This window comes from Pseudoalteromonas sp. L23, from assembly GCF_021728455.1.
GTDB lineage: Bacteria > Pseudomonadota > Gammaproteobacteria > Enterobacterales > Alteromonadaceae > Pseudoalteromonas.
This window is the reverse complement of the sequence record NZ_JAKKCW010000004.1, coordinates 40,612-66,327: the sequence shown is the minus strand read 5'-3', so window position 1 is coordinate 66,327 and position 25,716 is coordinate 40,612. Positions and strand designations below refer to the sequence as shown.

General features: G+C 43.6%; 33 protein-coding genes. 18 read left to right on the top strand and 15 right to left on the bottom strand.

The genetic code is table 11. From position 1 onward, the window contains the following. Nucleotides 1-5: 5 nt before the first annotated feature. From L3V43_RS09050 to dolP, 3 genes are read left to right on the top strand one after another with little or no spacing between them, the layout of a single operon-like run. Nucleotides 6-371, top strand: coding sequence for a YraN family protein (locus tag L3V43_RS09050; RefSeq protein WP_010605918.1), 366 nt, complete (start codon nt 6-8; stop codon nt 369-371). Between the two features lies 1 nt (nt 372). Continuing rightward, a complete protein-coding gene (locus tag L3V43_RS09045) occupies nt 373-960 on the top strand; it encodes an SIS domain-containing protein (protein WP_010605919.1) in 588 nt (195 codons plus the stop codon). Beyond that, the gene (gene dolP, locus L3V43_RS09040; RefSeq protein WP_237116415.1) at nt 957-1,523 is read left to right on the top strand and encodes a division/outer membrane stress-associated lipid-binding lipoprotein; all 567 of its coding nucleotides are present in this window, start codon (nt 957-959) and stop codon (nt 1,521-1,523) included. Before L3V43_RS09045 ends, dolP begins: the two co-directional genes overlap by 4 nt. A gap of 37 nt (nt 1,524-1,560) precedes the next feature. Here dolP and L3V43_RS09035 read toward each other — a convergent pair whose 3' ends face one another. The 8 genes from L3V43_RS09035 to zapE form a co-directional block, all read right to left on the bottom strand. Continuing rightward, on the bottom strand, nt 1,561-1,986 hold the full coding sequence (locus tag L3V43_RS09035) for a ClpXP protease specificity-enhancing factor (RefSeq protein WP_010605921.1): 426 nt from the start codon (nt 1,984-1,986) through the stop codon (nt 1,561-1,563). After that, nucleotides 1,986-2,612 carry a stringent starvation protein SspA gene (gene sspA / locus L3V43_RS09030; RefSeq protein WP_010605922.1) on the bottom strand — a complete coding sequence of 209 codons (627 nt, stop codon included), beginning with the start codon at nt 2,610-2,612 and terminating at the stop codon, nt 1,986-1,988. The genes L3V43_RS09035 and sspA overlap by 1 nt, the downstream gene beginning before the upstream one ends. A 96-nt stretch (nt 2,613-2,708) precedes the next feature. Continuing rightward, nucleotides 2,709-3,446 (bottom strand): cytochrome c1, encoded by a 738-nt coding sequence (locus tag L3V43_RS09025; RefSeq protein ID WP_017219051.1) that lies wholly within the window; start codon nt 3,444-3,446, stop codon nt 2,709-2,711. Next, nucleotides 3,443-4,744 (bottom strand): cytochrome b N-terminal domain-containing protein, encoded by a 1,302-nt coding sequence (locus L3V43_RS09020; protein WP_017219050.1) that lies wholly within the window; start codon nt 4,742-4,744, stop codon nt 3,443-3,445. Before L3V43_RS09020 ends, L3V43_RS09025 begins: the two co-directional genes overlap by 4 nt. After that, the gene (gene petA / locus L3V43_RS09015) at nt 4,744-5,334 is read right to left on the bottom strand and encodes a ubiquinol-cytochrome c reductase iron-sulfur subunit (protein ID WP_010376697.1); all 591 of its coding nucleotides are present in this window, start codon (nt 5,332-5,334) and stop codon (nt 4,744-4,746) included. Before petA ends, L3V43_RS09020 begins: the two co-directional genes overlap by 1 nt. Nucleotides 5,335-5,850: 516 nt before the next feature. Next, on the bottom strand, nt 5,851-6,243 hold the full coding sequence (gene rpsI, locus L3V43_RS09010) for a 30S ribosomal protein S9 (RefSeq protein WP_161796706.1): 393 nt from the start codon (nt 6,241-6,243) through the stop codon (nt 5,851-5,853). An 8-nt stretch (nt 6,244-6,251) separates the two neighbouring features. Next, nucleotides 6,252-6,680, bottom strand: a complete 429-nt coding sequence (gene rplM, locus L3V43_RS09005) for a 50S ribosomal protein L13 (RefSeq protein WP_010376694.1) — start codon at nt 6,678-6,680, stop codon at nt 6,252-6,254. A gap of 354 nt (nt 6,681-7,034) precedes the next feature. Beyond that, a complete protein-coding gene (gene zapE / locus L3V43_RS09000) occupies nt 7,035-8,123 on the bottom strand; it encodes a cell division protein ZapE (RefSeq protein ID WP_237116414.1) in 1,089 nt (362 codons plus the stop codon). A gap of 123 nt (nt 8,124-8,246) precedes the next feature. Between zapE and L3V43_RS08995 the strand changes: the two genes are divergently transcribed. From L3V43_RS08995 to L3V43_RS08985, 3 genes are all read left to right on the top strand, one after another. Further along, nucleotides 8,247-8,702 (top strand): YhcB family protein, encoded by a 456-nt coding sequence (locus L3V43_RS08995; RefSeq protein ID WP_010376689.1) that lies wholly within the window; start codon nt 8,247-8,249, stop codon nt 8,700-8,702. A 115-nt stretch (nt 8,703-8,817) separates the two neighbouring features. After that, entirely contained in the window at nt 8,818-10,170 is a 1,353-nt protein-coding gene (locus tag L3V43_RS08990; RefSeq protein ID WP_102055985.1) for a DegQ family serine endoprotease, read from the top strand. A 102-nt stretch (nt 10,171-10,272) separates the two neighbouring features. Continuing rightward, nucleotides 10,273-11,352, top strand: a complete 1,080-nt coding sequence (locus tag L3V43_RS08985) for a trypsin-like peptidase domain-containing protein (RefSeq protein ID WP_010605926.1) — start codon at nt 10,273-10,275, stop codon at nt 11,350-11,352. Nucleotides 11,353-11,420: 68 nt separating this feature from the next. On the opposite strand, the gene murA is transcribed toward L3V43_RS08985, so the two are convergent. Genes murA through L3V43_RS08950 form a run of 7 tightly spaced genes read right to left on the bottom strand, consistent with a single transcriptional unit; the run spans nt 11,421 to nt 16,077 of the window. Continuing rightward, on the bottom strand, nt 11,421-12,680 hold the full coding sequence (gene murA, locus L3V43_RS08980) for a UDP-N-acetylglucosamine 1-carboxyvinyltransferase (RefSeq protein ID WP_010376684.1): 1,260 nt from the start codon (nt 12,678-12,680) through the stop codon (nt 11,421-11,423). Between the two features lie 12 nt (nt 12,681-12,692). Beyond that, on the bottom strand, nt 12,693-12,950 hold the full coding sequence (locus L3V43_RS08975; protein WP_010605927.1) for a BolA family protein: 258 nt from the start codon (nt 12,948-12,950) through the stop codon (nt 12,693-12,695). Nucleotides 12,951-12,955: 5 nt separating this feature from the next. After that, entirely contained in the window at nt 12,956-13,261 is a 306-nt protein-coding gene (locus L3V43_RS08970) for an STAS domain-containing protein (RefSeq protein ID WP_010376680.1), read from the bottom strand. Beyond that, entirely contained in the window at nt 13,248-13,934 is a 687-nt protein-coding gene (locus L3V43_RS08965) for an ABC transporter substrate-binding protein (RefSeq protein ID WP_010376677.1), read from the bottom strand. The genes L3V43_RS08970 and L3V43_RS08965 overlap by 14 nt, the downstream gene beginning before the upstream one ends. Before the next feature lie 2 nt (nt 13,935-13,936). Continuing rightward, nucleotides 13,937-14,482: an outer membrane lipid asymmetry maintenance protein MlaD gene (gene mlaD / locus L3V43_RS08960; protein ID WP_010376676.1), complete on the bottom strand. Its 546-nt coding sequence runs from the start codon at nt 14,480-14,482 to the stop codon at nt 13,937-13,939. 12 nt (nt 14,483-14,494) lie between these two features. Next, on the bottom strand, nt 14,495-15,274 hold the full coding sequence (mlaE, locus tag L3V43_RS08955; RefSeq protein WP_010376675.1) for a lipid asymmetry maintenance ABC transporter permease subunit MlaE: 780 nt from the start codon (nt 15,272-15,274) through the stop codon (nt 14,495-14,497). Nucleotides 15,275-15,276: 2 nt separating this feature from the next. Next, nucleotides 15,277-16,077 carry an ATP-binding cassette domain-containing protein gene (locus L3V43_RS08950; RefSeq protein ID WP_010376674.1) on the bottom strand — a complete coding sequence of 267 codons (801 nt, stop codon included), beginning with the start codon at nt 16,075-16,077 and terminating at the stop codon, nt 15,277-15,279. A gap of 174 nt (nt 16,078-16,251) precedes the next feature. On the opposite strand from L3V43_RS08950, the gene L3V43_RS08945 reads away from it, so the two are divergent. The 12 genes from L3V43_RS08945 to mgtE all read left to right on the top strand — a co-directional run bounded on the left by L3V43_RS08945 (nt 16,252) and on the right by mgtE (nt 25,711). After that, nucleotides 16,252-17,211, top strand: a complete 960-nt coding sequence (locus L3V43_RS08945; protein ID WP_102055983.1) for a calcium/sodium antiporter — start codon at nt 16,252-16,254, stop codon at nt 17,209-17,211. Nucleotides 17,212-17,220: 9 nt separating this feature from the next. After that, a complete protein-coding gene (locus L3V43_RS08940; RefSeq protein WP_010605930.1) occupies nt 17,221-18,192 on the top strand; it encodes a KpsF/GutQ family sugar-phosphate isomerase in 972 nt (323 codons plus the stop codon). Further along, nucleotides 18,192-18,743 carry a 3-deoxy-manno-octulosonate-8-phosphatase KdsC gene (gene kdsC / locus L3V43_RS08935; protein WP_010605931.1) on the top strand — a complete coding sequence of 184 codons (552 nt, stop codon included), beginning with the start codon at nt 18,192-18,194 and terminating at the stop codon, nt 18,741-18,743. The genes L3V43_RS08940 and kdsC overlap by 1 nt, the downstream gene beginning before the upstream one ends. Beyond that, on the top strand, nt 18,740-19,294 hold the full coding sequence (lptC, locus tag L3V43_RS08930) for an LPS export ABC transporter periplasmic protein LptC (protein WP_010605932.1): 555 nt from the start codon (nt 18,740-18,742) through the stop codon (nt 19,292-19,294). Before kdsC ends, lptC begins: the two co-directional genes overlap by 4 nt. Further along, on the top strand, nt 19,284-19,826 hold the full coding sequence (gene lptA / locus L3V43_RS08925) for a lipopolysaccharide transport periplasmic protein LptA (protein WP_010605933.1): 543 nt from the start codon (nt 19,284-19,286) through the stop codon (nt 19,824-19,826). The genes lptC and lptA overlap by 11 nt, the downstream gene beginning before the upstream one ends. Beyond that, entirely contained in the window at nt 19,826-20,551 is a 726-nt protein-coding gene (lptB, locus tag L3V43_RS08920; RefSeq protein ID WP_010605934.1) for an LPS export ABC transporter ATP-binding protein, read from the top strand. The genes lptA and lptB overlap by 1 nt, the downstream gene beginning before the upstream one ends. Nucleotides 20,552-20,597: 46 nt before the next feature. Continuing rightward, a complete protein-coding gene (locus L3V43_RS08915) occupies nt 20,598-22,097 on the top strand; it encodes an RNA polymerase factor sigma-54 (RefSeq protein ID WP_102055981.1) in 1,500 nt (499 codons plus the stop codon). A gap of 29 nt (nt 22,098-22,126) precedes the next feature. After that, nucleotides 22,127-22,414, top strand: coding sequence for a ribosome hibernation promoting factor (gene hpf, locus L3V43_RS08910; RefSeq protein WP_010376661.1), 288 nt, complete (start codon nt 22,127-22,129; stop codon nt 22,412-22,414). 1 nt (nt 22,415) lies between these two features. Beyond that, nucleotides 22,416-22,874, top strand: a complete 459-nt coding sequence (gene ptsN, locus L3V43_RS08905) for a PTS IIA-like nitrogen regulatory protein PtsN (RefSeq protein ID WP_237116413.1) — start codon at nt 22,416-22,418, stop codon at nt 22,872-22,874. Beyond that, nucleotides 22,867-23,733 (top strand): RNase adapter RapZ, encoded by an 867-nt coding sequence (gene rapZ / locus L3V43_RS08900; RefSeq protein ID WP_010605937.1) that lies wholly within the window; start codon nt 22,867-22,869, stop codon nt 23,731-23,733. The genes ptsN and rapZ overlap by 8 nt, the downstream gene beginning before the upstream one ends. Next, nucleotides 23,734-24,003, top strand: coding sequence for an HPr family phosphocarrier protein (locus L3V43_RS08895; protein ID WP_010376658.1), 270 nt, complete (start codon nt 23,734-23,736; stop codon nt 24,001-24,003). Nucleotides 24,004-24,352: 349 nt separating this feature from the next. Beyond that, entirely contained in the window at nt 24,353-25,711 is a 1,359-nt protein-coding gene (mgtE, locus tag L3V43_RS08890; RefSeq protein WP_102055979.1) for a magnesium transporter, read from the top strand. Nucleotides 25,712-25,716 lie beyond the last annotated feature (5 nt).

Here is a 25,716-nt window from a genome sequence, read left to right as displayed (position 1 = left end):
TCTGGATGTTTAAAGGACTATTTAGCAACACACGGAGTAAGGGCGAGCATTTTGAGTTGATTGCGGAGCAATTCTTGGTAAAACAAGGATTAACCCCCGTCACCAGAAACTATCTCTGTAAATACGGAGAGATAGATCTCATTATGCGAGAGTCGCAAACCTTAGTGTTTATTGAAGTAAAGTATCGCGATAGCAGTCACTTTGGTGGCGCAATTAACGCACTATCAAAAACTAAGCTTCAAAGATTAAAGCGTAGTATTTATAATTATTTAGCACAGCAAAATTTGCATAACACGCAACTTAGAGTCGACTTTGTTGCCATTCAAGGGGCCGATCCCCCTGAAATAAACTGGATTAGAAATATTTTTTAGCATGCAAGAATCTATAAAGTCTATATTTACAGAGTCAATTCAAGCGCAGATAGCGGCAGGCGAAGTATTGCCTAAAGCACTAGAAACCGCAGCTATGACTATGGCTCAGAGCCTGATCAATGGCAATAAAATCATCTGCTGCGGCGCGCCAAGTAATCATATGTTGGCGCACCACTTCGCAACCATCTTAAGCAACTTTTACGAAACCGAACGCCCGTGTCTGCCCGCGATTGCACTAACGAATGAGCAATATAATTTGGCGTCACCAGAAAATGGTAAAGCCAGAGAGCGCTTTGCCAAGCAAATACGCGCATTCGCGCAGCAAGGAGACTTGCTGGTGGCGTATGCCATAAACGGGCAAGAAAAGACGGTTATTGGCGCAGTGGAAGCAGCCCTGACTAGAGATATGAAAGTCATCGCGTTAGTTGGCGATGATGGTGGTGAAATTACCGGCCTGTTGGGCCCACAGGATGTAGAGATCCGGATCCCAAGTAAACGCCCAAGCCGGATAATCGAATCACAACTATTCAATACTCACTGTTTAAGTGAGCTAATCGACGCAATTTTATTCCCTCAGGACGAAGTATGATGATGAGAATAACCTCTTTACTTGCCGCCATCTTGTTACTACAAGGGTGTGCTGCTGCGGTAGTTGCTGGTACAGCCGGTGCGGTGTCTGCAGCAAATGATAGACGCACTATCGGTGCACAAATTGACGATAACAATATCGAGATCAAAGGCACGCTTGCCATCAAAGAGATTAAGCGCCTTGCAGACCATGCCAATATCACGCTAGTGAGTGTTAATGGCGTAGTATTAATGATCGGTCAAGTCACTAATCAAGAAATGAAAACGGAAGCTGAGCGTGCGCTACGGAACGTTGCTGGGATTAAGCAAGTACATAATCAGTTGAGAATAAGCTCAAACATCGGCATCACGACGCAAACACATGATACGTGGCTGACCTCCAAAGTTAAAACCAAACTGCTGGCGGCCGACGAAGTCAATGGCGCAAATATTAAGGTAGTTACTGAAAATGCCGAAGTGTTCTTAATGGGCTTAGTCTCCAAACAAGAAGCAAACTCAGCCGTAGAAATCGCCAGAAATATTAATGGTGTCAAACGTGTGATTAAAGCCTTTGAGTACATCTAAACAATAGCCATAAAAAAACCTGCATCCGCAGGTTTTTTTATTTTATCACTCGAAGGTGAGAACCTTTTTTCTTTTCAGGTTCCGGCTTAGTCTCTGGCGATTGTGAGACTTCCGTCTCTTCTACCAAATCAAACTCTTCATCTTCAAAGATTTCTTCTTCAGGTGTAAATACCGTGCCTTCACCATTTTCTCTTGCATAGATAGCCAATACCGCACCGTTTGGCACATATACCTGCATCGGTTGACCACCAAACCGAGCGTTAAAGCTCAGCGCTTGATTGTCCATAGAGAAATTCGTCACAGCAGACGGGCTTACGTTCAACACAATTTGCCCTTCTTGCACAAATTGTGTTGGAACCTGTACCGAGGGAAAGTCTGCGTTCACCACTAAATGCGGTGTACATTCGTTATCAACAATCCACTCGTAAAACGCGCGTAGTAAGTAAGGACGATTAGACGTCATTACGATCTGATCTCACGCTCTGCATCCGTTAGCGATGCTTGGAATGAGTCACGCTCAAATAAACGCAGCATGTATTCTTTTAGCTCTTTGCTACCAGCACCATTCAGCTCAATACCAAGCTGTGGTAAACGCCAAAGTAGTGGAGCTAAATAACAATCAACTAAGCTGAACTCTTCACTCATGAAGTAAGGTGCTTCATTGAAGATAGGTGCTACAGCTAGTAGTGCTTCGGTTAACTCTTTACGAGCTTGTACAGCTTCATCACCACCCGCAGAGACCTTTTCAGCAAGTGAATACCAGTCAGTTTCAATGCGGTGCATCATTAAACGACTACGACCACGCATTACTGGATATACAGGCATCAGAGGAGGATGCGGGAAGCGCTCGTCTAGATACTCCATAATGATATTCGCTTGGTACAAGCCAAGCTCACGATCGATTAGCGTAGGAACAGTGCCATACGGGTTAATCTCGTGTAGAGCTTCTGGTAAGTTGTCCTTTTCAGCCTGGTGAATATCAACACTTACACCTTTCTCAGCAAGTACGATACGTACTTGGTGACTGTACATACAGTTTGACCCAGAAAAAAGTGTCATTACAGGGCGCTTATTGGCAGCAACGGCCATGCCTACCTCCATTAAAAAACTAAAAGTAATTAAATCACTTTAAACAGCAAAAGGGGCGAACGCCCCTATTGCAAAAATCACCTTTGAATATTCAAATTAATGAACATCTCTCCAGTATTCTTTCTTCAAGAAGAATGCCAGGATGAAGAAGATAACTAAGAAACCAATAACCTTAATACCCAAAGCTTCTGACTCTAGGCGAGAAGGCTCACCTACATAAGCTAAAAAGTTTGTAAGGTCACGTGCTGCTTGGTCATATTCATCAACACTCATCTCACCGGTACCATCTGTTTCAGTGCCGACAACTTTAGTCACTGTGTGACCGTGTTCTTCCACTTCTTCAGTGATCGGTGTTGGCAAGCCTTGTAACTCTTGTAGTACGTGAGGCATACCGACCAATGGGAAAACAACGTTGTTCACACCAAATGGGCGAGACTCATCTTTATAGAATGACTTCAAGTAAGTATAGATGTAGTCCGGAGACTTAACACGAGAGATAAGTGTTAAGTCCGGTGGCGCAGCACCAAACCATTTTGCAGCATCATCTTTAGCCATAGAGTTTTTAATATGGCTACCTACTTTTGAACCATCGAAAATAAGCGTTTCTTGACCAATTTCAGTTGGAATACCGATGTCACGGAAAGTACGCTCATAACGCTGATATTGCATTTGGTGACAGCCAAGGCAGTAGTTCATAAATAACTTAGCGCCGCGCTGTAAAGATGCTTTATCAGTTAAGTCATTATTTGCTTCCATCAAAGGCACTGATGGGCCCGCTGCCATCGATAACGTTGGCAACAATGCGAATAAACCGATTACTAGCTTTTTCATCATTTCGTCAACCTCGTTGGTAGTGGCTTCGTCTTCTCGTTTTTACTGTAGAAGAATAGCAACACGAAGAACATAAAATAAGTTACTGTCGTGATTTGCGACAATAGCGTTTTAAAGTCAGTTTGCGGTGTTGCACCAATCCAACCAAGGATAACGAATGTGACAACAAACTGAGCAATGTTCAACTTATGGAAACCACAACGGTAGCGAATTGAACGAACCGAACCACGGTCAATCCAAGGCAGTAGTGCCAATGCTACGATTGAAGCGCCCATTGCTAGTACACCAATTAGCTTGTCAGGGATAGCACGAAGGATTGCGTAGAATGGCGTAAAATACCAAACTGGGAAAATGTGCTCTGGCGTTTTCAGCGGGTTTGCAGCTTCAAAGTTTGGCGCTTCAAGGAAGAAACCGTTCATTTCTGGTGCAAAGAATACAATTGCGCAGAAGAAAATTAAGAAGCCAGCAACACCTAAGACATCTTTTACTGTGTAGTAAGGGTGGAATGGAATTGCATCCACAATATCTTTTTTATCAGTGTAGTATTCATGGAATTTAAATTTAGGTTTGTCTTCCTCAGCTACAGAGCCTTTCTTGCGCTTGATCTCAACACCGTCAGGGTTGTTTGAGCCTACTTCGTGCAGTGCAACAATGTGAAGGAATACTAAGATAACCAGTACTAATGGTAGTGCAATAACGTGTAGTGCAAAGAAACGGTTAAGCGTTGCACCAGAAATAACGTAGTCACCACGGATCCAAAGTGTTAAGTCATCACCAATTACCGGGATTGCACCGAATAATGAAATGATTACCTGAGCACCCCAGAAAGACATCTGACCCCATGGTAATAAGTAACCCATGAAGGCTTCAGCCATTAGTGCTAGGAAGATAAACATACCGAACAACCACAGTAGTTCACGTGGCTTTTGATAAGAACCGTAGATCATACCGCGGAACATGTGAAGATAGACCACGATAAAGAATGCGGATGCGCCGGTAGAGTGTAGGTATCGTAATAACCAACCGTATTCAACATCACGCATGATGTATTCTACGGATGCAAATGCACCTTCAGCAGAAGGTACAAAGTTCATAGTTAGCCAGATACCCGTTACAATCTGGTTTACCAGTACTAGAATGGCGAGTGAACCAAACAAGTACCAGAAGTTAAAGTTTTTTGGCGCTGGGTATTGAGCAATGTGCATATTCCAGACGCGAGTCATCGGAATACGAGCATCGATCCAATCAACAACTTTGCCCACAACGCCCGTATTTGCTGCTTTATCTACATTAACAGACATTATGCAACCCCTTCTTCTTCACCTACCAAAATGGTAGTGTCGTCAATAAAGGTATACGGAGGGATCTCTAAGTTTAGTGGTGCAGGTACGTTTTGGAATACGCGCCCCGCCATATCAAACTTCGAACCGTGACAAGGACAGAAGAAACCACTATCAGTGCCTTCTACTTTTTCACCAAAGCTTCCGTTAAGGAAAGATGGTGAACATCCTAAGTGAGTACAAATCCCAACCGCGACGAAAAGCTCAGGTCGCTTAGAACGGAAACCGTTCTGCGCAGATGCCAACTGCTGTGGCTCTTCAGAGTTAGGATCACGAAGTTGGTCTTCGTGTTGCTTCATTTGTTCTAGCATTTTTGGTGTACGATTAACAATCCAAACTGGTTTGCCTCGCCACTCAACACGAATAAGTTGTCCAGACTCAAGTTTGCTGATATCTACTTCTACAGGCGCACCTGCAGATTTAGCTCGCTCACTTGGATTCCAGGACGCAATAAAAGGAACAGCAGCTCCAACCGCACCAACGCCACCTACAACAGAGGTAGCGATAGTTAAAAAGCGACGTCGGCTGTTGTCTACAGGCGCATTGCTCATCCACTTATCTCCACTTGATTCCCAACACTTGCTATATTGAGAACATCAGTTACAGCAGGTTAATTTAAGAAATTACAAAATAGACGCGATCATAAATAAATACCTTGATTAAAACAAGGTTATTCCAGATCCATGCCCGAATAAACCCGCAGAAAATCATCTATGATTACTTCGAGCATGAAACCGAGTATTTATGATATCGCATCTGACACAACAATATACTGACTAAGATCAACCCCCCGACTAAGGATACGCACCAAATCGCGTGACTGGATCTCAGGCCTTTCTACTTGCTTCGCCAATTGTAGCAAAAAAAACCGCCAAGTTACCGCTCGAATTGCACTAATTATTATATTTATTGAACTTTTTTAACTCGACGCGATATTTTTGAGCAAATAAGTAGGACAAAACGAATTAGATACCTCGTAAATACGAGAGATTGATGTGCACATAGGAGATGCTAAAAACAAAAAACCCAGCATAAGCTGGGTTTTTGAATTCTTGAAACGTAATAAATTAACGCTTAGAGAACTGTGTCTTCTTACGTGCTTTCTTAAGACCAACTTTCTTACGCTCAACTTTACGAGCATCGCGAGTAACAAAGCCAGCTTTACGTAGAGCTGGACGTAGAGACTCGTCAAACTCCATTAGTGCACGTGTGATACCGTGACGGATAGCACCCGCTTGACCAGTTGTACCACCACCTGCAACAGTGATGTATAGGTCAAACTTTTCTGTCATTTCAACTAGCTCTAAAGGCTGACGAACAACCATGCGAGAAGTTTCACGACCGAAGAACTCTTCTAAAGAGCGCTTATTGATTACGATGTTGCCAGTGCCTGGGCGTAGGAATACGCGAGCACTTGAACTTTTACGACGACCTGTACCGTAGTATTGATTTGCCATGATAGTGCTCCTTAAATGTCTAGAACCTGAGGCTGCTGCGCAGCGTGGTTGTGCTCGTTACCAGCGTAAACTTTAAGTTTACGGAACATTTCACGACCTAGAGGACCGCGAGGTAACATGCCTTTAACCGCTTTCTCGATGATCATTTCAGGCTTTTTAGCTTGAAGTTTCTCAAAGTTGATAGACTTAAGGCCACCTGGGTAACCAGAGTGAGCATAGTACATTTTGTCCTGAGTTTTGTTACCAGTTACAGTAACTTTCTCAGCGTTGATTACGATGATGTAGTCACCAGTGTCAACGTGTGGAGTATACTCAGCTTTGTGCTTACCGCGAAGGCGACGAGCGATTTCAGTAGCGATGCGACCTAAAGTTTTACCTTCAGCGTCAACTACGTACCAGTCACGTTTTACAGTTTCTGGTTTAGCAACAAACGTTTTCATTATAAAAATCCAAAGTTTTCAATTTTAAAACCACAGGCAGTCCTTGGACTACCGCTCTACTTGTATTTGCTTTAACCCCTTCGAGTTTAAGACTTTTATGCCGCTCAAGTCAGTGGCTAAGCCGACGAGGGCAATAGAACGCAACGTGGCAGGCCGCGGATTATAGCAAGCCTTCTGGGTGAAAACCAGCGCTTGGTGCTTTTTTCTACAAGAAAATCTGAAGAATTTCGAAAAAAATAGAAAAGGCAAAAAATCCAACGAAATGACGACGTGTGCGTGACAAGGACTCGTTCAAATAAGATGTTTACAAACACCCACACCGAACAAGTCCTCTTAACAAAAAAGTAATTGCCGTTAGGCTAAATGCTCTTTTGCTAAATATTCATGGGATTGCATTTCTTGCAAGCGGCTAATGCAGCGTTTGAACTCAAAATTCAATGTACCTTCGGTATAAAGTTCAGTAATCGGCGCTGCAGCCGAGATGATAAGCGTTACATTACGCTCATAAAACTCATCGACAAGCGCAATAAAACGCCTTGCCGCATCATCGTTTTGCTGACCCATTTGCTTCACATTAGATAGAATCACTGTGTTATATAAGCGACTGATCTCCATGTAATCCACTTGCGAGCGAGCGGTTTCACATAGCGCTGGGAAATCAAACATAACAATACAATCAGACACTATTCGGGTTTGGATCATCCGACCTTCAATCTCAATCGCTTGCCCAGCTTTACCCGGCTCCGGAGAGAGTTTGTTAAAGTAGTCGAATAAGTTTTCATCCGCTTGTTTATCAAGTGGGCTGTGAAAAATTTCCGCTTGTTCCAACGTGCGTAAGCGATAGTCAATACCTGAGTCCACATTAACGACCTCAGTATTGGCTTTTACCAATTCAATGGCGGGTAAGAATCGCGCGCGCTGCAAGCCATTTTTATACAAATCGTCTGGCACAATATTCGATGTGGCCACTAACACGATACCGCGCGCAAACAGCGCTTGCATTAATCCACCCAGTAACATGGCATCAGTGATGTCTTGCACGAAAAATTCATCGAAGCAGATAATGTCAGTTTCAGATTTGAACGTATCAGCGATGCTTTCCAGAGGATTTTTCACTTCATTAAGCTTTTTCAGCTCTGCGTGAACACGATGCATAAAGCGGTGAAAATGCACCCGCATTTTGCGCTCCGTCGGCAACGCATCGTAAAAGGTATCAACCAGATAAGTTTTACCACGCCCTACTCCACCCCAAAAGTATAACCCTTTCACTTTTGGCGGCTCAGCTTTACCAAACAGTCGCGAGAAGAAGTTTTGTTTGACCGGGGGCTGATTGATAAGGTCGTCATACAGTCGCTGTAAATGCTTTACGGCATTTTCTTGCGCGCTGTCATATTGAAAATCATCACGTTGTAGATCTTGCTGATATTTTTCCCAAGGCGTCATCGACTTAAATATTTTTTTACGATTTGTTTGTAGGTTATATTAACACGACTGTATTCACAGCGTATATTTAACTCTAACAGAGTTTTAATTTTATTTGCCGTTGAGGCACACAGGGAGAAACCTATGACTACCGTTACTTGGCTTGGATTACTGATCATTGTTGCCATTGCTGCATTCTTTTTAGGTGGCTTTGTAACGAAAAAGCAGTTCAAACACGATGAACTGGAAGTGCAAGCACAACAAGCTAAGCACGACCTTGAGCAATATCGTCAAGACGTATCAGATCACCTAGCTAGCACCAAAAAACTAGTAAATAAAATGCAGGATAGTTATCAACAGCTGCTTACCCATGTGGAAGAAACCAACCAACTACTGACACAGGATCGTCCATCTCATCCTGCGGATCCTTTTTTCTCGAAAGAAACCACAGAACAACTACAAGCTTCTCTTCAAGCACGCCCAGAGAGAAGACGTAAACAAGATCCAAGTTTTGAGGCTCCACCTAGTGACTATGCCGAAGGTGAAACTGGGTTATTTTCTGGTCAAAAAAAAGAAAGTGAGCAAATTAAAGCCTCTTGATGAAACTTTTTGTTGACCCCATAGTCTTTAAAAGAAGTTATTGATTACTAATAAGAGGCTAGTTATCAGCCTCTTATGACTTATATTAACGCTAATAGCGGAGTACTTCACGACTATGAAATTTAAACTATCTTTGTTATCGGCCGCTTTACTTTCTTCTAGCTTATTGCTGTTACCGCAGCAAAGCATGGCCAAACTTCCTGTTGCCGTAGACGGCCAACAACTACCAACGCTAGCACCTATGCTAGAAAAGGTCGCCCCGGGCGTTGTTAGTATCCAAGTAAAAGGTGCTAAAGAAGTGCGTCGCCGTGTCGACCCTTTCGACTTTTTCTTTGGACAACCCCAGCCTCGTAGTCAAAAGCGCCCTTTTAGCGGCCTCGGCTCAGGTGTCATCATTGATGCAGATAAAGGCTATGTCGTTACAAACAATCACGTTATTGATGATGCAGACGAAATGCTTGTCACCTTAAAGGATGGCAGAGAGTTTGAAGCTAAATTAATCGGTAGCGACGCCGAATCCGATATCGCATTGCTACAAATCGACGGCGAAGACCTAACAGAAATCAAACTCGCTAATTCAGACAAGTTGAGAGTGGGTGATTTTTCCGTTGCTATTGGTAACCCATTTGGATTAAGTCATACAGTCACCTCAGGAATAATCAGTGCACTAGGCCGTAGCGGCTTAAATATCGAAGGCTATGAAGACTTTATCCAAACAGATGCGGCAATCAACCAAGGTAACTCAGGTGGTGCGCTAGTTAACTTAAACGGCGAACTCATTGGTATCAACACTGCTATTTTAGGCGCGTCTGGCGGTAATGTCGGGATCGGCTTTGCTATTCCATCAAACATGATGAAAAACCTAGTGGATCAAATTGTTGAGTACGGAGAAGTTCGTCGCGGTTCATTGGGTATTTTGGGTCGTACTTTAGATGCTGGTCTTGCTAAAGCACAAGGCTTTGATGTCAAGCGCGGTGCTTATGTCATGCGCGTGGTGGAAGATTCAGCAGCGGACAAAGCGGGTCTGAAAGCCAATGATGTCATTGTCAGCCTCAACGGCGACGACATTGAAAGCTTTAATGAACTCCACGGTAAAGTGGCTACGATGGGTGAAGGTCGTGAGGTACGACTTGGTGTCTACCGTGATGGCAAAACCAAGTTTATCGACGTAGAGCTTGGTGGTAAGCAAGAAGAACAGGCGAATGCAGAGGATGTACATCCAAACCTACGAGGCGCGGTACTAGAGAGTGGCGAGCGCAATGGCAATGAAGGTGTCGTCATTACCTCAGTAGAGCCTCGCTCACCAGCTGCACGTGTTGGCCTTGAAGAAGGCGATGTGATCATGCAAGTGAATCGCCAACGTGTCACTAGCGTTAAAGAGATGTCTAAACTAATTAATGGTATTAAAGGCAATATCGTACTAGGGATTAAACGCGATCGCGAGACGGTTTTCTACCTCATTCAGTAACGAAATCGACAAATATTAAAAATGAAACACAGCGAAACTTGTCGCTGTGTTTTTTTTTGTGTCATTATTAGCAGTATTAGATAACTATAAATATAAGCTCTTGTGTTCAAATTAATTAAATTCATTTTTCCACCGCTGCTTGCCGGACTTGGGATCGCTTTTATCATCATTTGGTTTAATCCTGAGCTGAGGGATAACTTGCCAAAACTTGAGGCCCCACATATTCAGGCCCATCATATGAGTTTTGCTGATGCTGTAGAAAAAACGGCTCCAGCGGTCGTAACGATTTTTTCCGAGGGCTTTAGTAATCAGCCAAGATACCAGCGCCAAAATACGGTTAGAGAGCTTGGCTCTGGTGTTATTATGAGCCGAGATGGTTACATACTGACAAACTATCATGTGGTGAACAATGCCGACCAAATCATTGTACTTCTTCCTGATGGCCGCCAATATAGCGATACGCAACTGATAGGCTATGACACCATCACCGATTTAGCTTTATTAAAAATTCCAGCCGAGAATTTGCCTGTCATTCCTATCGATCACGACTACTCACCACGTGTTGGGGATGTGGTGCTCGCAATTGGTAATCCGTTGAACATTGGACAAACCATTACGCAAGGCATTATCAGTGCAACAGGCAAACAGACACTCACGGAAAGCCAATTCAATAATTTGCTGCAAATGGATGCCGCGATTAATGTTGGTAACTCAGGTGGTGCCGTTGTCAATTCTAATGGCGCACTAGTTGGCATTACCTCTGCACAATTTCGCACACGTTTGAATATTGATATCCAAGGTATCTCTTTTGCGATCCCTTATGATCTTGCACTGGACGTGATGCATAAACTTATTATGGATGGCAGAGTGATCCGGGGCTATCTCGGCTTTAGAGGCACGCCAGTTGATAATACAGGTAAAAGTGTAACGGATCTCTACACACCAATTGTCGGCCTTGCTGTGAGCGAATTAGACCCGCTAGGTCCCGCATGGCAAGCTGGCATGAAAGAGCATGATATTGTAGTTAAAGTAGGTGGAGAACCTGTGACTAATCCGCAAAGGACACTGAAGACGATAGGCAATACCGCGCCCGGTACTAAACTCGAGTTTGAAGTACTCAGGGGCGGTCAGCGCCTCACTATTACGGTGGAAGTCGCTGAACTCGAAACAGGGTTATATTAGGCAAAAAGGTTAAGCAAAAAGCGTCCCGGAAGACGCTTTTCGTTTTTTACCAATTTGCTTAATTATGCTCAGGTTTTACGGCGTTTTATATTTGCACCTAAACGGCTTAGCTTATCTTCTATCTTCTGATAACCCCTATCAACGTGATAGATGCGATCTACGATGGTTTCGCCTGTTGCAACAATACCCGTTAGGATAAGACTCGCTGAAGCGCGTAAATCGGTTGCCATTACCTGTGCACCAGATAACGACTCTGTCTCACCACAGATTGCAGTGTTGCCTTCTAAACGAATATTCGCGCCCATACGCTGTAACTCTGGCACATGCATAAAGCGGTTTTCAAAGATAGTTTCTGTGATTGTCGCGCTACCTTCAGCCACCACATTTAATGCAGTAAACTGAGCTTGCATGTCTGTTGGAAAGCCAGGATGTGGCATGGTTTTAATATTAACGGCTTTCAAAGCGCGTTGACGCATATCCACATAAATACTGTCTTCACTTACCTCAACGATAGCATTGGCGGCACGTAGCTTTTCAAGCACAGGTTCAAGACTATGATAATCCGTGTTTTTACATAGTACTTCGCCTTTTGCCATTGCCGCAGCAACCAAAAAGGTCCCTGTTTCGATGCGATCAGGAAGGATTTTATGCTCACAACCATTAAGACGCTCAACGCCTTCTATCTCAATTCGGCTAGAGCCTGCACCATTGATCTTGGCACCCATGGCAACTAAGCATTCAGCTAAGTTAATAATCTCTGGCTCTCGCGCAGCATTATCTATCACAGTTTTACCATCGGCGAGGGTTGCAGCCATCAATAAGTTTTCAGTAGCACCAACGCTGACGGTTTCCATAAAGATCTCAGCGCCACGAAGACGACCCTCGGTTACCGCATGGATATAACCATTCTCAACTTTGATCTTAGCGCCCATTTTCTCAAGGCCTGAAATATGCAGATCGACTGGACGAGCACCAATAGCACAACCTCCCGGTAGGGAAACTTGCGCCTGACCAAATCTGGCAACTAATGGGCCTAACGCCAGTACCGACGCACGCATTTGCTTAACGAGTTCATAAGGTGCAAGCACGCTATTTACCGTTGCTCCGTTGATTTCTAAGATATCGCCGTCCCACTCAACTTCAGCGCCCAGTGTTTTTAATAAGGCTTCAGTGGTACCTATATCGCGTAAGTGCGGTACATTAGAAAAACGGCTTTTACCATCGCCAAGCAGAGCGGCGAATAAAATAGGTAGGGCTGCGTTTTTAGCCCCTGAAATAGTGACTTCACCGGCTAAAGTGGTGCCACCTTGGATAACAAACTGATCCATTGCGGCACTCCGTTATTGTGGAAGAATAAATTTGCGCTCTTTTTGCCATTCATCAGGTGTGAATGCACGAATACTAACAGCATGCATAGTGCCGTCTTTAATAGTATCCATCAGTGGGCCGTAGATCAGCTGTTCTCTTTTCAGCCTTCTTAATCCGTCAAAACACGTTCCAACAGCAATGACTTCGTAGTGACTACCATTAGCTTTGACGATGATCTCGTCAAGCGATAGTGTATCTCTCAATAAAGTTTCGACTTGATTTGTTTCCATTAGACTCACTCAAATAGGGTTGTCACCTGTCCCAACTCCATTAAATTTTGCAGTTGCTCAGGCGTATTTTTCAGCTCGAGACGAATGTCGCGCTGTTTCAATTGACCTAAAGAGTGAATTAACCAAGCTAAGCCCGCGGTGTCAACCCTTGTCACCTCAGAAAGGTTAAAATAGACGGTTGATTGTGCATTTTTCAACACTTGAACGATGGTCGACTGTTTCAGTGCGCTTGGTAAACTCGCTCTCGTAAGCTCACCAGTTAACACGATTTCACCTTTACTTTCGGTGAATGAAATATTAGGCGTCACCATCATCCCCTCTAAATTGCACCGGAAGCTTGCTCTTCTTATCTAACAGTTGGATCACATGCTCAATACCTTGCTGACGCAAAATACCATGTAGCTCCGATTGTTTGGCATCTAGTAAACTAATGCCTTCCGCCATCATGTCAAAAGCACGCCAGTCACCGTCTTGCCCGCGTCTAACTTTAAAATCAATTTTGATATCAGGCTTACCTGGTTCTACAATTTTGGTCTTAACAACCACCACAGCCTCATTCTCAAATGGGCGATGCTCACCAAATTCTACCTTTTGGTCTTTATATTGAGTAAATACACCAGCATAAGTCGCTACCAAGTAATTTTTGAATACCTCAATAAACTCTCTAATATGCTCGACAGCAGCGGCTTTCTCCTCTTTACTTTCAATGTTGCGAACCTTTTGAATATAAGAACCTAATACACGATACGCAGCATATTTGTAATCAATGTAAGGCAAGAGCTCTTCTTCTACGATAACGCGTAAGTGTTCTTTGTCTTTTTCAATGATATTTTGCTCTTTCGTAACACGCTGAAAAGTTTGCGCCGCAACTTGCTCTACCATTTTATAAGGATCGCTTGAATCCACTTCTTTCGCCTGAACCAATGCGGTAGCCATCAATGCTACAAACAAAGTCAGACATTTTGCATAGATGTTTTTTAACATATTTACTCGCTCCCTTGATTAAATAGGAACTGACCAATTAGCTCTTCTAATACCAGTGCCGATTTTGTATCTGTGATCATGTCACCGTCTTTTAGCGCTTTTGTTTCCACACCAAAAAGAGACTCAAGATCAACGCTATCTTCACTCGTTACTTCCTGACCAAGACATTTTTGCTTCGCAGATTCAGCAGCAATAACCGGAGAAATACCTAAATACTGCTCACCTAAAATGCCCGACGTCAAAATCGAAACCGACGACGTATCGGAAAACTGACACTCGTAGTTTTTATCTAAACTCATTGAAACTACTGGCACGAACTCTTGTGGATGGATGTGAATTCCATCAACACGGCCAATCACAACCCCACCCACCTTAATTGGGGCACGAGTTTTCAACGAACCTATATTTTCGAACTTAGCATGCAAAGTGTAAGTTTCACCGTTGCCGCTTAAGCCTGAGTTAGCCACCTTTAGCGCCAACATAACAAATGCAGCAATGCCCAATGCCACGAACAAGCCAACTAAAATTTCTATTTTCCGTGTATTCATTTTTAAAACCTTTTAACTTGAGAACATAACCGCTGTTAATACAAAGTCAAAGCCAAGTACAGCCAGTGAAGAATGTACTACCGTCTCTGTCGTCGCTTTACTTATTCCTTCTGAAGTAGGAATACAGTCATAGCCTTTGTATAGCGCGATCCAAGTTACTAATAGTGCAAATACGAAACTCTTAATAAGACCATTTAAGATGTCTTGTTGAAACGACACTTGCGATTGCATAATTGACCAGAAGCTACCTGAATCTACGCCTAACCAATCAACACCGACCAAGTGTGCGCCTAAAATAGCGATCGCAGAGAATATCAGTGCGAGTAACGGCATACTAATAAAACCGGCCCAAAAACGAGGGGCAACCACGCGCTTAAGCGGGTCTATCGCCATCATTTCTAAACTAGATAATTGCTCCGTTGCCTTCATCAAACCGATTTCTGCAGTTAACGCACTGCCTGCACGTCCTGCAAATAAGAGTGCGGTTACCACAGGGCCCAGCTCTCTAAGTAAACTCAAAGCAACCAAAGGTCCAAGGCTATCTTCAGCGCCATACCCAACTAACACGGTATAGCCTTGTAATGCCAATACCATGCCGATAAATAAACCAGACACCATGATAATCAACAATGATTGATGACCAACCATGTAAAGTTGCTTTATCAACAGCGGCGTGCCTTTTCGGAAATTAGGTAAGCTACATAGCGCCCCAAAAAGCATTGTTGTGGCACGGCCAAGTGCGGCAAAACGGCTGAGGGTTTTGTGGCCTAGTTTTTGTAAAAAGTCGACCATACTCACTCTCCTTGCAACAGCGCTTGCTGATAATCTGGCGCTTTAAAGTGGAATGGCACAGGACCATCCGCAAGGCCTTGTAAGAACTGCTGCACTAATGGCGATTCGTGTTCAAGCATCTGTTCAGGGGTTCCCGTACCAATCACACCTTGTTCAGCAATAATAACGACGTGGTCAGCAATGCTCAGTACTTCGGTGACATCATGGGTAACTATCAACGACGATAATCCCAACACTTCATTAAGCGACTTAATCAAGCGAACTAGAACACCCATGGAGATCGGATCCTGACCTGCAAACGGTTCATCGTACATGATTAATTCAGGATCAAGCGCAATAGAACGCGCTAAAGCCGCACGTCTTGCCATACCACCAGAAAGCTCTGCCGGCATTAAATCTTTTGCACCACGAAGGCCAACCGCTTGGAGTTTCATCAACACCACTAAACGGATTAACTCTTCAGATAATTCAGTATGCTCGCGCAGAGGAAACGCCACATTATCGAACACGCTCATATCAGTAAACAAAGCGCCACTTTGAAATAACATGCTCATGCGCGTTCGAGCTTGGTATAAAGCTGCTCGAGACATGTTAGGGATACTGTTTCCAGCAAAAAGAATATCACCGCTATCAGGCTTAAGCTGACCACCAATCAGTCGCAACATGGTGGTTTTACCAATGCCGCTCGGCCCCATTATTGCGGTAATTTTGCCTTTTGGTACGGAAAAGCTCATGTTTTTGTAGATGATCCTTTCACCCCGAGAGAAGGTTACATCCTTGATTTCTACAATTGACTGCGACAAGTCGCTCTCCAGATCCAGACTATATTCATCCAAGTATGATACTTTTTTTTCAAACAAGATGGAAAATCGTTTTGGTAAAATTTTGTAAGTAGTGAAATGTAACGGTTTGCTTATACTTTCCAGAGCGCTTTTGGTAGTATCTATCGAAATTTTAATCCTATTGGCTAGAGGTTCATGGTTTTATCGTTTGTTATTCTCATTCTTGGCTTTATTGCACTGGTTTGGAGTGCTGACCGCTTTGTTTTTGGTGCGGCCGCTCTTGCACGAAACTTTGGTGTACCAACATTAATTGTTGGTTTAACTATCGTGGCCATGGGTTCTTCAGCACCAGAAATGATGGTTGCTGCGCAAGCCTCTCTTGCAGATAAAACAGACACCGCCGTGGGCAATGCCATAGGTTCTAACATCGCCAATATCTTACTCGTTTTGGGTCTCACCGCGTTATTAAGGCCACTCTCCGTTGGCTCTGGTATTTTGCGCCGCGAAATGCCGCTGTTAGTCGTCGTTTCATTGGCAGCTTGGTATATCGTTAGTGATAACCACTTTAGTTTCGTAGAAGGTGTTTTGTTATTAGTCGGTTTCGCCGCTTTTCTTCTTGCACTTATCATTATCACCAAGCGTGGTGGTGGAGATAATGATGACCCATTTGTCAGTGAAGCCTGTGAAGAAGTGCCAAATAATATTCCAACTCAAAAAGCTGTTTTCTGGTTAATCGTGGGTATGATTTTACTGCCTATTAGCGCGGACTATCTCGTTGGCGCTGCGGTTGATATCGCCAAATATTTTGGCATGAGTGACCTGCTAATAGGATTAACCATTATCGCCGTTGGTACTAGTTTACCCGAGCTTGCTGCTTGTGTTGCTGGTGTACTAAAGAAGGAGGACGATCTAGCGCTTGGCAATATTATTGGTTCGAACATCTTTAATATATTGGCCGTGCTATCCATTGCTGGGATCATTAACCCATCCGTCCTCGACGCCAATATTGCGTCACGTGATATATTTATTATGCTTGGCGCGACACTGCTGCTTATCCTAATGAGCCTCAGCTTAACAGGTCAGCGCCGCATCAACCGCTTGGAAGGTGGCATACTTGTCGCAAGCTTCGTCGGTTATATTTACTACATCATTTGAGGAAGCCTTGTGACAACGAACCCATTTATTGATTCTGCAAATCAAGTTTTTGCTACCGAACTTGCAGCAATAGAAGAAGTGCAACAGTTTGTTGATCAGCAATTTGTAAAAGCCTGTGAAATTATGTTTGGCTGTCAAGGTCGCATCATCGTGATTGGCATGGGTAAGTCCGGCCACATCGGTAACAAAATCGCAGCGACACTCGCAAGTACTGGCAGCCCCGCATTTTTTGTTCATCCAGGTGAAGCAAGTCACGGCGACTTAGGTATGATCACCAAAGATGATGTGGTACTGATGATCTCCAACTCAGGGGAAACCCAAGAGGTGATCTCAATCCTACCTGTAATTAAGCGCTTAGGGGCCCCCGTTATTTCCATGACAGGCAACCCAAGCTCTACAATGGCTCGTAATGCGACGGTTCACCTTTGTGTTAAAGTATCAAAAGAAGCCTGCCCACTAGGACTTGCACCCACGGCCAGCACCACAGCTACGCTAGTGATGGGTGATGCGCTCGCGGTTGCGCTACTTGAAGCCAGAGGCTTTACGGCTGATGATTTTGCACTTTCCCACCCTGGTGGTAGTTTGGGGAGACGTCTACTACTAACCGTTGCTGATGTCATGCATCAAGGGGATGCAATCCCTATGGTCAATAGTCACTGCACAGTCAAAGAAGCTTTATTTGAAATGTCCGCAAAAAGTTTAGGTATGACGGCAATCGTAGATGAAAGCTCGCAATTACAAGGGATTTTTACCGATGGCGACTTGCGCCGTATTATCGAACAAAAGGTCGATATTCACACCACCCCAATCACGCAAGTAATGACGGCTAAAAGTACGACGGCACGCGCCGATATGCTCGCAGCTGAGGTACTCAATATTATGGAAACCAAACGGATTAACGGCTTGATTGTGGTGAACGAAAACAACATTCCGGTTGGCGCCTTGAATACGCAAGATTTACTTAGAGCGGGGGTGCTGTAATGCAATTTGAAGATTTATATCAGACGATTTCAACTGAAGCTTGGGAAAAAGCAAAACAAATCAAATTATTAATTTGCGATATTGATGGCGTATTCTCAGATGGCCGTATATACCTTGGTAACAATGGTGAAGAACTGAAAGCATTTAATACCAAAGACGGGTTTGGTATTAAGGCCTTGATTGATAGTGGTATCGAAGTCGCCGTTATCACAGGTAGACATTCACAAATAGTTCAGCAACGCATGACTAGTTTAAATGTAACTTATATTTACCAAGGTCAAGAAAACAAGTTAGTGGCATATGATGAACTGAAGACTAAGCTCAACCTTAATGATGACGAAATTGCATATATTGGTGATGATGGCCCAGATCTACCCGTAATGGAACGAGTTGGTTTTGCCGTTGCCGTCAATGATGCACATCCTCTTGTTAAACATATCGCCCATTACACGACCTTGATGCCAGGTGGCTTTGGTGCCGTGAGAGAACTAACTGATCTTCTAATGCTCAGCCAAAATCACTTATTGACTTCCAAAGGATCAAGTACATGACCGTATTACGTGTCATCTTACTCATTGTTTTCGCTTCTTTAATGGTATGGATGTGGTCGCCCATGTTTAATCCATCAGAGGCGGATCCAGCAAAAGAAGATGAACCGTTAGCTAAACCCGATTATGTTGCAACCACGCTTCAGCAAACGACCTATAGTGAAAATGGCTTATTAAACTATCAGGTAACTGCTGATAAGATGGAGTTGTATCAAGATCTTGGCTTTAGTCACTTTGAAAAGCCCATTTTCACCTTATATAACGGTGAACAGAATTGGCAAATAAGCGCATTAGAAGCAACCCTATACGAAAACAACACCTTGATATTAGAGGGCAATGTGTTGGCAAAGAATTTAACGCCTAACGCCATGATCACGGATATCAATGCCGATAATGTAAGAGTTGAAATTAAGCAAAAATTGATGAAGTCGGAACACCCTGTCGTTATCAACGGTCCTAGTCTTAGGATCACAGGTAAAGGACTGCATGCGGATCTACAAAAGCAAGTGATCGAACTCATCAACCACACAAAGACAATTTATTATGACCAGTAAAATCATTAACAAACTAGTTTTCATCGGCTTGCTTGCAAGTTCTACTCTAGCAATTGCTGCAGAACAAAATGAAGTCATTATTGATGCTGGCCGTCAGCAAGCTCAACTGCAAAGCAACATCGGTATTTTTGAACAGAATGTTGTTATTATTCATGGCAACAGAAAGATAAATGCCGATCGCCTAGAGGTCCACCGCCGCGCGGAGCTCGGCATTAACAAGCAACTGCTTGTGGCAACTGGCAGCCCTGCCACTTTTAGCGAACGTCAACCCGATGGCAACTTACTAGAAGCCAAAGCAAATGAAATCCGTTACGACGTAGCGAAGGGAACCCTAGTGATTTCTGGTGATGCTGAAATCAATCAAACTGGGCAAAAAATCAATGCTCAAGTCATCACCTATGACATTGAAAAGCAATTGATCAGCGCTGAGCGCTCAGACCAAGAAGACTCTCGAGTAAGAACCATCCTTGTTCCTGTTGATGACAAAAAAGACGCTAAAGAGAAAAAAGCGCAGGAAGAAGGTAACAATTAATGAGCGAGCTCAAAGCAACTGGTCTAGCAAAGAGTTATAAAGGTCGTCAGGTCGTCAAAAATGTTGGTTTAAGTGTTCAGGCTGGCAGTATTGTAGGCTTATTAGGACCAAATGGTGCAGGTAAAACCACTACGTTCTACATGATTGTAGGGTTAGTACCAAGCGACAAAGGCTATATTCAGATTGATGACGAAGATATCACTTTGTTACCGATGCACAGCCGTGCACGACTTGGTATTGGCTATCTACCGCAAGAGTCTTCAATCTTTAGAAAACTCACGGTCTATCAAAATTTGATGGCGATTTTAGAAACTCGAAAAGACTTATCTAAAGTTGAAAGAGAAGCTGAACTAAACGAGTTACTGGATGAGTTTAATATTCAACACATTCGCGACTCACAGGGCATGGCATTGTCGGGAGGCGAAAGAAGACGAGTCGAAATTGCTCGCGCTTTAGCCGCAAACCCTAAGTTTATCCTGTTAGATGAACCTTTTGCTGGTGTTGATCCTATTTCGGTGTTAGATATAAAGACAATCATAGAGCACCTAAAAAACCGTGGTATCGGTGTGCTTATCACCGATCATAACGTTAGAGAAACACTGGACGTATGTGAAAAGGCCTACATCGTTTCACATGGTGAGTTAATCGCTGCAGGCACGCCAGAACATGTTTTGGCAGATCAAACCGTAAGAGATGTCTACCTAGGCGAACAATTCAAGCTATAGTTAAGACGTAGTATTAATAACTGTTAAAAAGGATTGTTAGAGATACATGAGGCAATCATTACAGCTGCGCATGGGGCAGCAACTTACAATGACTCCGCAACTGCAACAAGCCATTCGCTTGCTGCAGCTTAGTACATTGGATCTGCAACAAGAAATACAAGAAGCATTAGACAGCAATCCATTGTTGGAAGTGGAAGAAGGTGATAATACTGACGGCGAAAACGCTGACCAACACAGCCAAGAAAAGAGCCGTGCTGACGACAATCAAGATTCAGCCGATGAAACGCAGGTTAGTGACTATGAGATAGACTCAGATACCGCCATGAGCAAAGACACTGTGAGCGATGACCTTGCCATGGATGTCACTTGGGACGAGTATATGAGTGCAGCGCCTGCTGCAAGCTCAGGTCCACTTCCCGATGACGATAATGTTTATCAAGGGGAAACCTCTGAATCTCTCCACGATTATCTCATGTGGCAACTCGAACTGACACCATTTAGTCCAACAGATAGAGCTATTGCGATTGCGATTATTGAAGCGGTCGACCTGTCAGGCATTCTAACACTGTCTTGCGAAGACATTTTAGAAAGCATTAATGACGAGAATAGCGAAGAGCCTATTGAGCTAGATGAAGTCGAAGCCGTACTCAAACGCATTCAGCTTTTTGACCCTGTCGGTATCGCAGCGCGTAGTTTACAAGAATGCTTATGCATTCAGCTAAACCAATTCGCCCCAGATACCCCATGGATTGCCGAAACAAAAATGATCCTGACAGAGCATATCGACTTGCTTGCCAGCCGTGACTATCGAACTTTGGCTAAGAAAACGCGCCTTAAAGAAGCCGATCTCAAAGAGGTCATGACGTTAATACATAGCCTTAACCCAAAGCCTGCGGCAAGCATTATTCATGAAGAGCCTGAATATGTGATCCCTGACGTATCGGTGAAAAAAGTAAAAGGTCGTTGGGTCGTAGAGCTAAATCCTGATGCTATGCCTAAAATAAGAGTAAATGACCATTACGCTGCGATGTCTAGAACGGCGAAATCCAGTACGGATAGTCAGTTTATTCGCTCACATTTACAAGAAGCAAAGTGGTTTATTAAAAGCTTAGAAAGCCGAAATGATACTTTATTAAAAGTTACCAATTGCATTGTGCAACAACAACAGGCATTCTTTGAACATGGCCCCGAAGCAATGCGCCCTATGGTGCTAAATGATGTTGCTGAAATGGTTGAGATGCATGAGTCCACAATTTCCCGTGTGACAACACAAAAATACATGCATACACCTCGGGGAATATTTGAGCTGAAGTATTTCTTCTCTAGCCATGTAAGTACGGAAAATGGAGGTGAGTGCTCTTCTACAGCAATTAGAGCACTTATCAAAAAGCTGATAGCTGCAGAGAATACCGCGAAGCCATTGAGTGACAGCAAAATTGCAGATATCTTAGCAGAGCAAGGAATTAAGGTAGCGAGACGTACGATTGCAAAATATCGTGAATCCCTAGCCATTCCACCGTCAAATCAGCGTAAAAGCTTGATATAAGACGTAAAACCCAAGAAGGAAAAATGCTTATGCAACTAAATCTAACTGGTCGCCATGTAGAAATTACTGACTCATTAAGAGACTATGTCACCAACAAGTTTGCGAAGCTAGAAAGGCACTTTGATCATATCAATAATGTGCATGTGATCCTTGATGTCGAGAAACTAGTACAAAAAGCAGAAGCAACATTACACGTAAACGGCGGCGAGCTATTTGCATCAACAGAGCATCAAGATATGTATGCCGCAATTGATGGCCTTATCGACAAGCTAGATCGTCAAGTTATTAAACACAAAGAGAAGCTCACTCGACACTAAGATGAAATTAAGTGAATTAGTGAACAAGGACTGCAGTAAAGCTGCGGTCCTTTTTAATAGCAAAAAACGTATTTTAGAATACATCAGCGAACTGGCTCATAGCCAAATTCCAAATACCAGTCAGCATGCTATCTTGGACGCCTTAATGGCGCGAGAGAAATTAGGCAGCACAGGGATCGGTAAAGGCATTGCCATTCCCCATGGTCGACTTGAAGGTTTGGATAAAATCCTTGCAATGGTGCTTGTCAGCGAGCAAGGGATCCAGTTTGAAGCCATAGATAAGCAGCCTGTCGATATTTTTGTCGCGTTCATCGTACCCGAAGGTGATAATCAACAGCACCTGAAGACCTTAGCGGCGATTGCTGATACACTCAAAGACAAGTCTTTTTGCAAAATGCTTAGACAAGCAAAAAGTGACGATGAGTTATATACAGTGATCCAAGGTGAACTTGATGAGTGATGAAGAAAAAGGACTCGAGCTTATCATTATCAGTGGCCGCTCAGGCTCTGGTAAATCTGTAGCGCTTCGAGTATTGGAAGACTTAGGCTACTATTGTGTGGATAACATTCCGGTCAATTTGCTGCCGTCTTTAGTCCGCAGTGTTTCGGACAATTATAATAAAATTGCAGTCAGTATTGATGTTAGAAACTTACCTAAAGAACAGGACGAGTTTAATGACATTCTTGAATACTTACCAGGCTTTGCCAAACCTACCCTGTTTTATTTAGACAGTGACGATCAAACCCTGATAAAACGCTTCTCAGAAACACGCCGTTTGCACCCTCTTTCACTGCATAATCTTCCATTAGATGTTGCGATAAAGAAAGAACGGGAATTGTTAGACGTGCTGATCACTCGCGCCGATTTTCTCATTGATACTACAGGCCTGAGCGTTCATCAACTTGCAGAAGATATCCGCGAAAAAATCTTAGGTAAAAAAGACAAACAACTCATTATTACCTTTGAATCTTTCGGCTTTAAACACGGCATCCCAAAACAAGCGGATTACGTTTTTGATGCGCGCTTTTTACCCAACCCACATTGGGAGCCTGAGCTTAAGCCGCTAACTGGCTTAGATCAGCCAGTCAAAGACTATTTGTCGAGTCACAGCATCGTGCAAAAGTTTACTTGGCAGATCCAAACCTTCGTACAAACTTGGTTACCACACTTAGAGCGTAACAATCGCAGTTATCTAACGATCGCAATAGGATGTACAGGTGGGCAACATCGCTCGGTATACTTAGCGCAAACCATTGGTGAACGTTTTGCTAAAACCCATCCCAACGTCAAAATTCGTCACCGAGAGCAAGAGGGTTAAATGTTAGAAGATACGTTTTTAATCCAAAACAAACTCGGCCTGCACGCTCGAGCAGCGACGGTTCTTGCGCAATTAGCAACCCAATTTGATGCCGAAGTGACCTTATATCAAGGAGACAAAAGTGCTGCTGCTGACAGCGTACTAGCGCTGTTGTTACTTGAAAGCAGCCAAGGGAAAGAAGTCCGAGTGGTTTGTGAAGGTCCTGATGCTCAGTATGCACTAGACGCCATTGGCGGACTGATAGAAAATAAGTTTAATGAATCCGAGTAATCGTCAGTAAAACAATAAGGCCTGATTCATTTACTCCCTGCTAATCTCCCCCTCCTCCGTAACCAAAGTGGTCTAATAAGTCTCTCATAATTAAGCGTAAACCTTGGTAGTTCCTAATAAACTGAGTTACACTGTAATACCAATTTAGGTTTCTTTCGTGCAGTAAAGCTAGTTGCCGGAAAATCCTACTTTATCGTTGCGTACACCTTTAACGTATATTAACGATAGCAACCCACCAGCAGAAACAACACGAATAAAATTCAAATTAAGAAATTGATTTCTGCGATAAAATAAATGAATAGGGTTAACTTAATCACGTTAGCCACCATTAATATCAAAAAGGATGCCTATGCCTGAAGTATTTGAACAAGACTACACACTGGAACAACTCCAAAAGGTAACTAACGCCTTAAACAGTGGTCAGTTTGTTCAAGTTAGGCGTATGCTCGCAGAAACAGCACCTTGTGACACTGCACTGCTTTTAGAATCATCCCCTCATAAAATTCGCTCTATGCTGTGGCAGCTTGTTGACCCAGATATCCAAGGGGATGTCTTAGAGGAACTGTCAGAGGACGTAAGACTTGGGATCATCGCCCAGATGGAACCTGAGCTAATCGCCGCCGCTACAGAAGACATGGACGACGATGACCTTGGTGATGTCCTAAGAAGCCTGCCTGATACCGTCTACAAAGACGTTATCGGAGCGATGGATAGCCAAGATAGAGAACGTGCGACACAAGCTTTGTCCTACAAGGAACACTCTGCCGGTGCGCTAATGAGCACCGACACGGTAACTATTCGACCCGATGTTACCTTGGAAGTTGTATTTAGATATCTACGTCTTAAAGGCGAATTGCCAGACGGCACAGATGAGCTATATGTTGTCGATAAAGACAACTGTTTCTTGGGTGCCTTACCAGTCAATACCTTATTAACGAAGTCTCCTGACAGTATGGTTCGAGACTTGATGGATGAAGATAAGGAAACGATCCCTATCTCCATGGATGAGTCTGAAGTGGCGCAGCTTTTTGAGCGTCATAACTGGATCTCAGCTCCCGTCGTTGACGATAACGCCCATTTGCTTGGCCGTGTCACCATTGATGACGTTGTTGACGTTATTCGTGAAGATGCTGAGCACAGCTTGTTAAGTATGGCAGGTCTTGAAGATGAAGAAGACACCTTTGCGCCAGTTTTAAAAAGTAGCCAGCGCCGCTCTATTTGGCTTGGGATTAACCTGCTAACTGCCTTGATGGCTGCGTTTGTTGCAAGCTTCTTCGAAGGTACTTTGGATATTTTACCTATTCTCGCGGTGTTAAATGGCATAGTACCAAGTATGGGCGGCGTTGCCGGTAGCCAAACGCTAACCCTAGTGATTCGCGGTATTGCCCTTGGTCATATTAACCAGACTAACCAAAAGTTTTTAATGGGTAAAGAGCTGGCGATCGGCGCCTTAAACGGCGTGCTGTGGTCTGTCTTGATCGCTGGGGTTATTGCTATATGGCAGTGGGATTTTACACTCGGTGCTGTAATTGCCTTCGCAATGTTTATGAACTTAGTCGCAGCGGGTATTGCAGGTGCCAGTATTCCAATTATGTTAAAGAAAATGAATATCGATCCAGCGCTAGCTGGTAGTGTGGTACTAACAACCGTTACTGATATCGTAGGGATCTTTGCATTCCTTGGCACCGCAACTTGGTTATTAGTGTAGCAGTA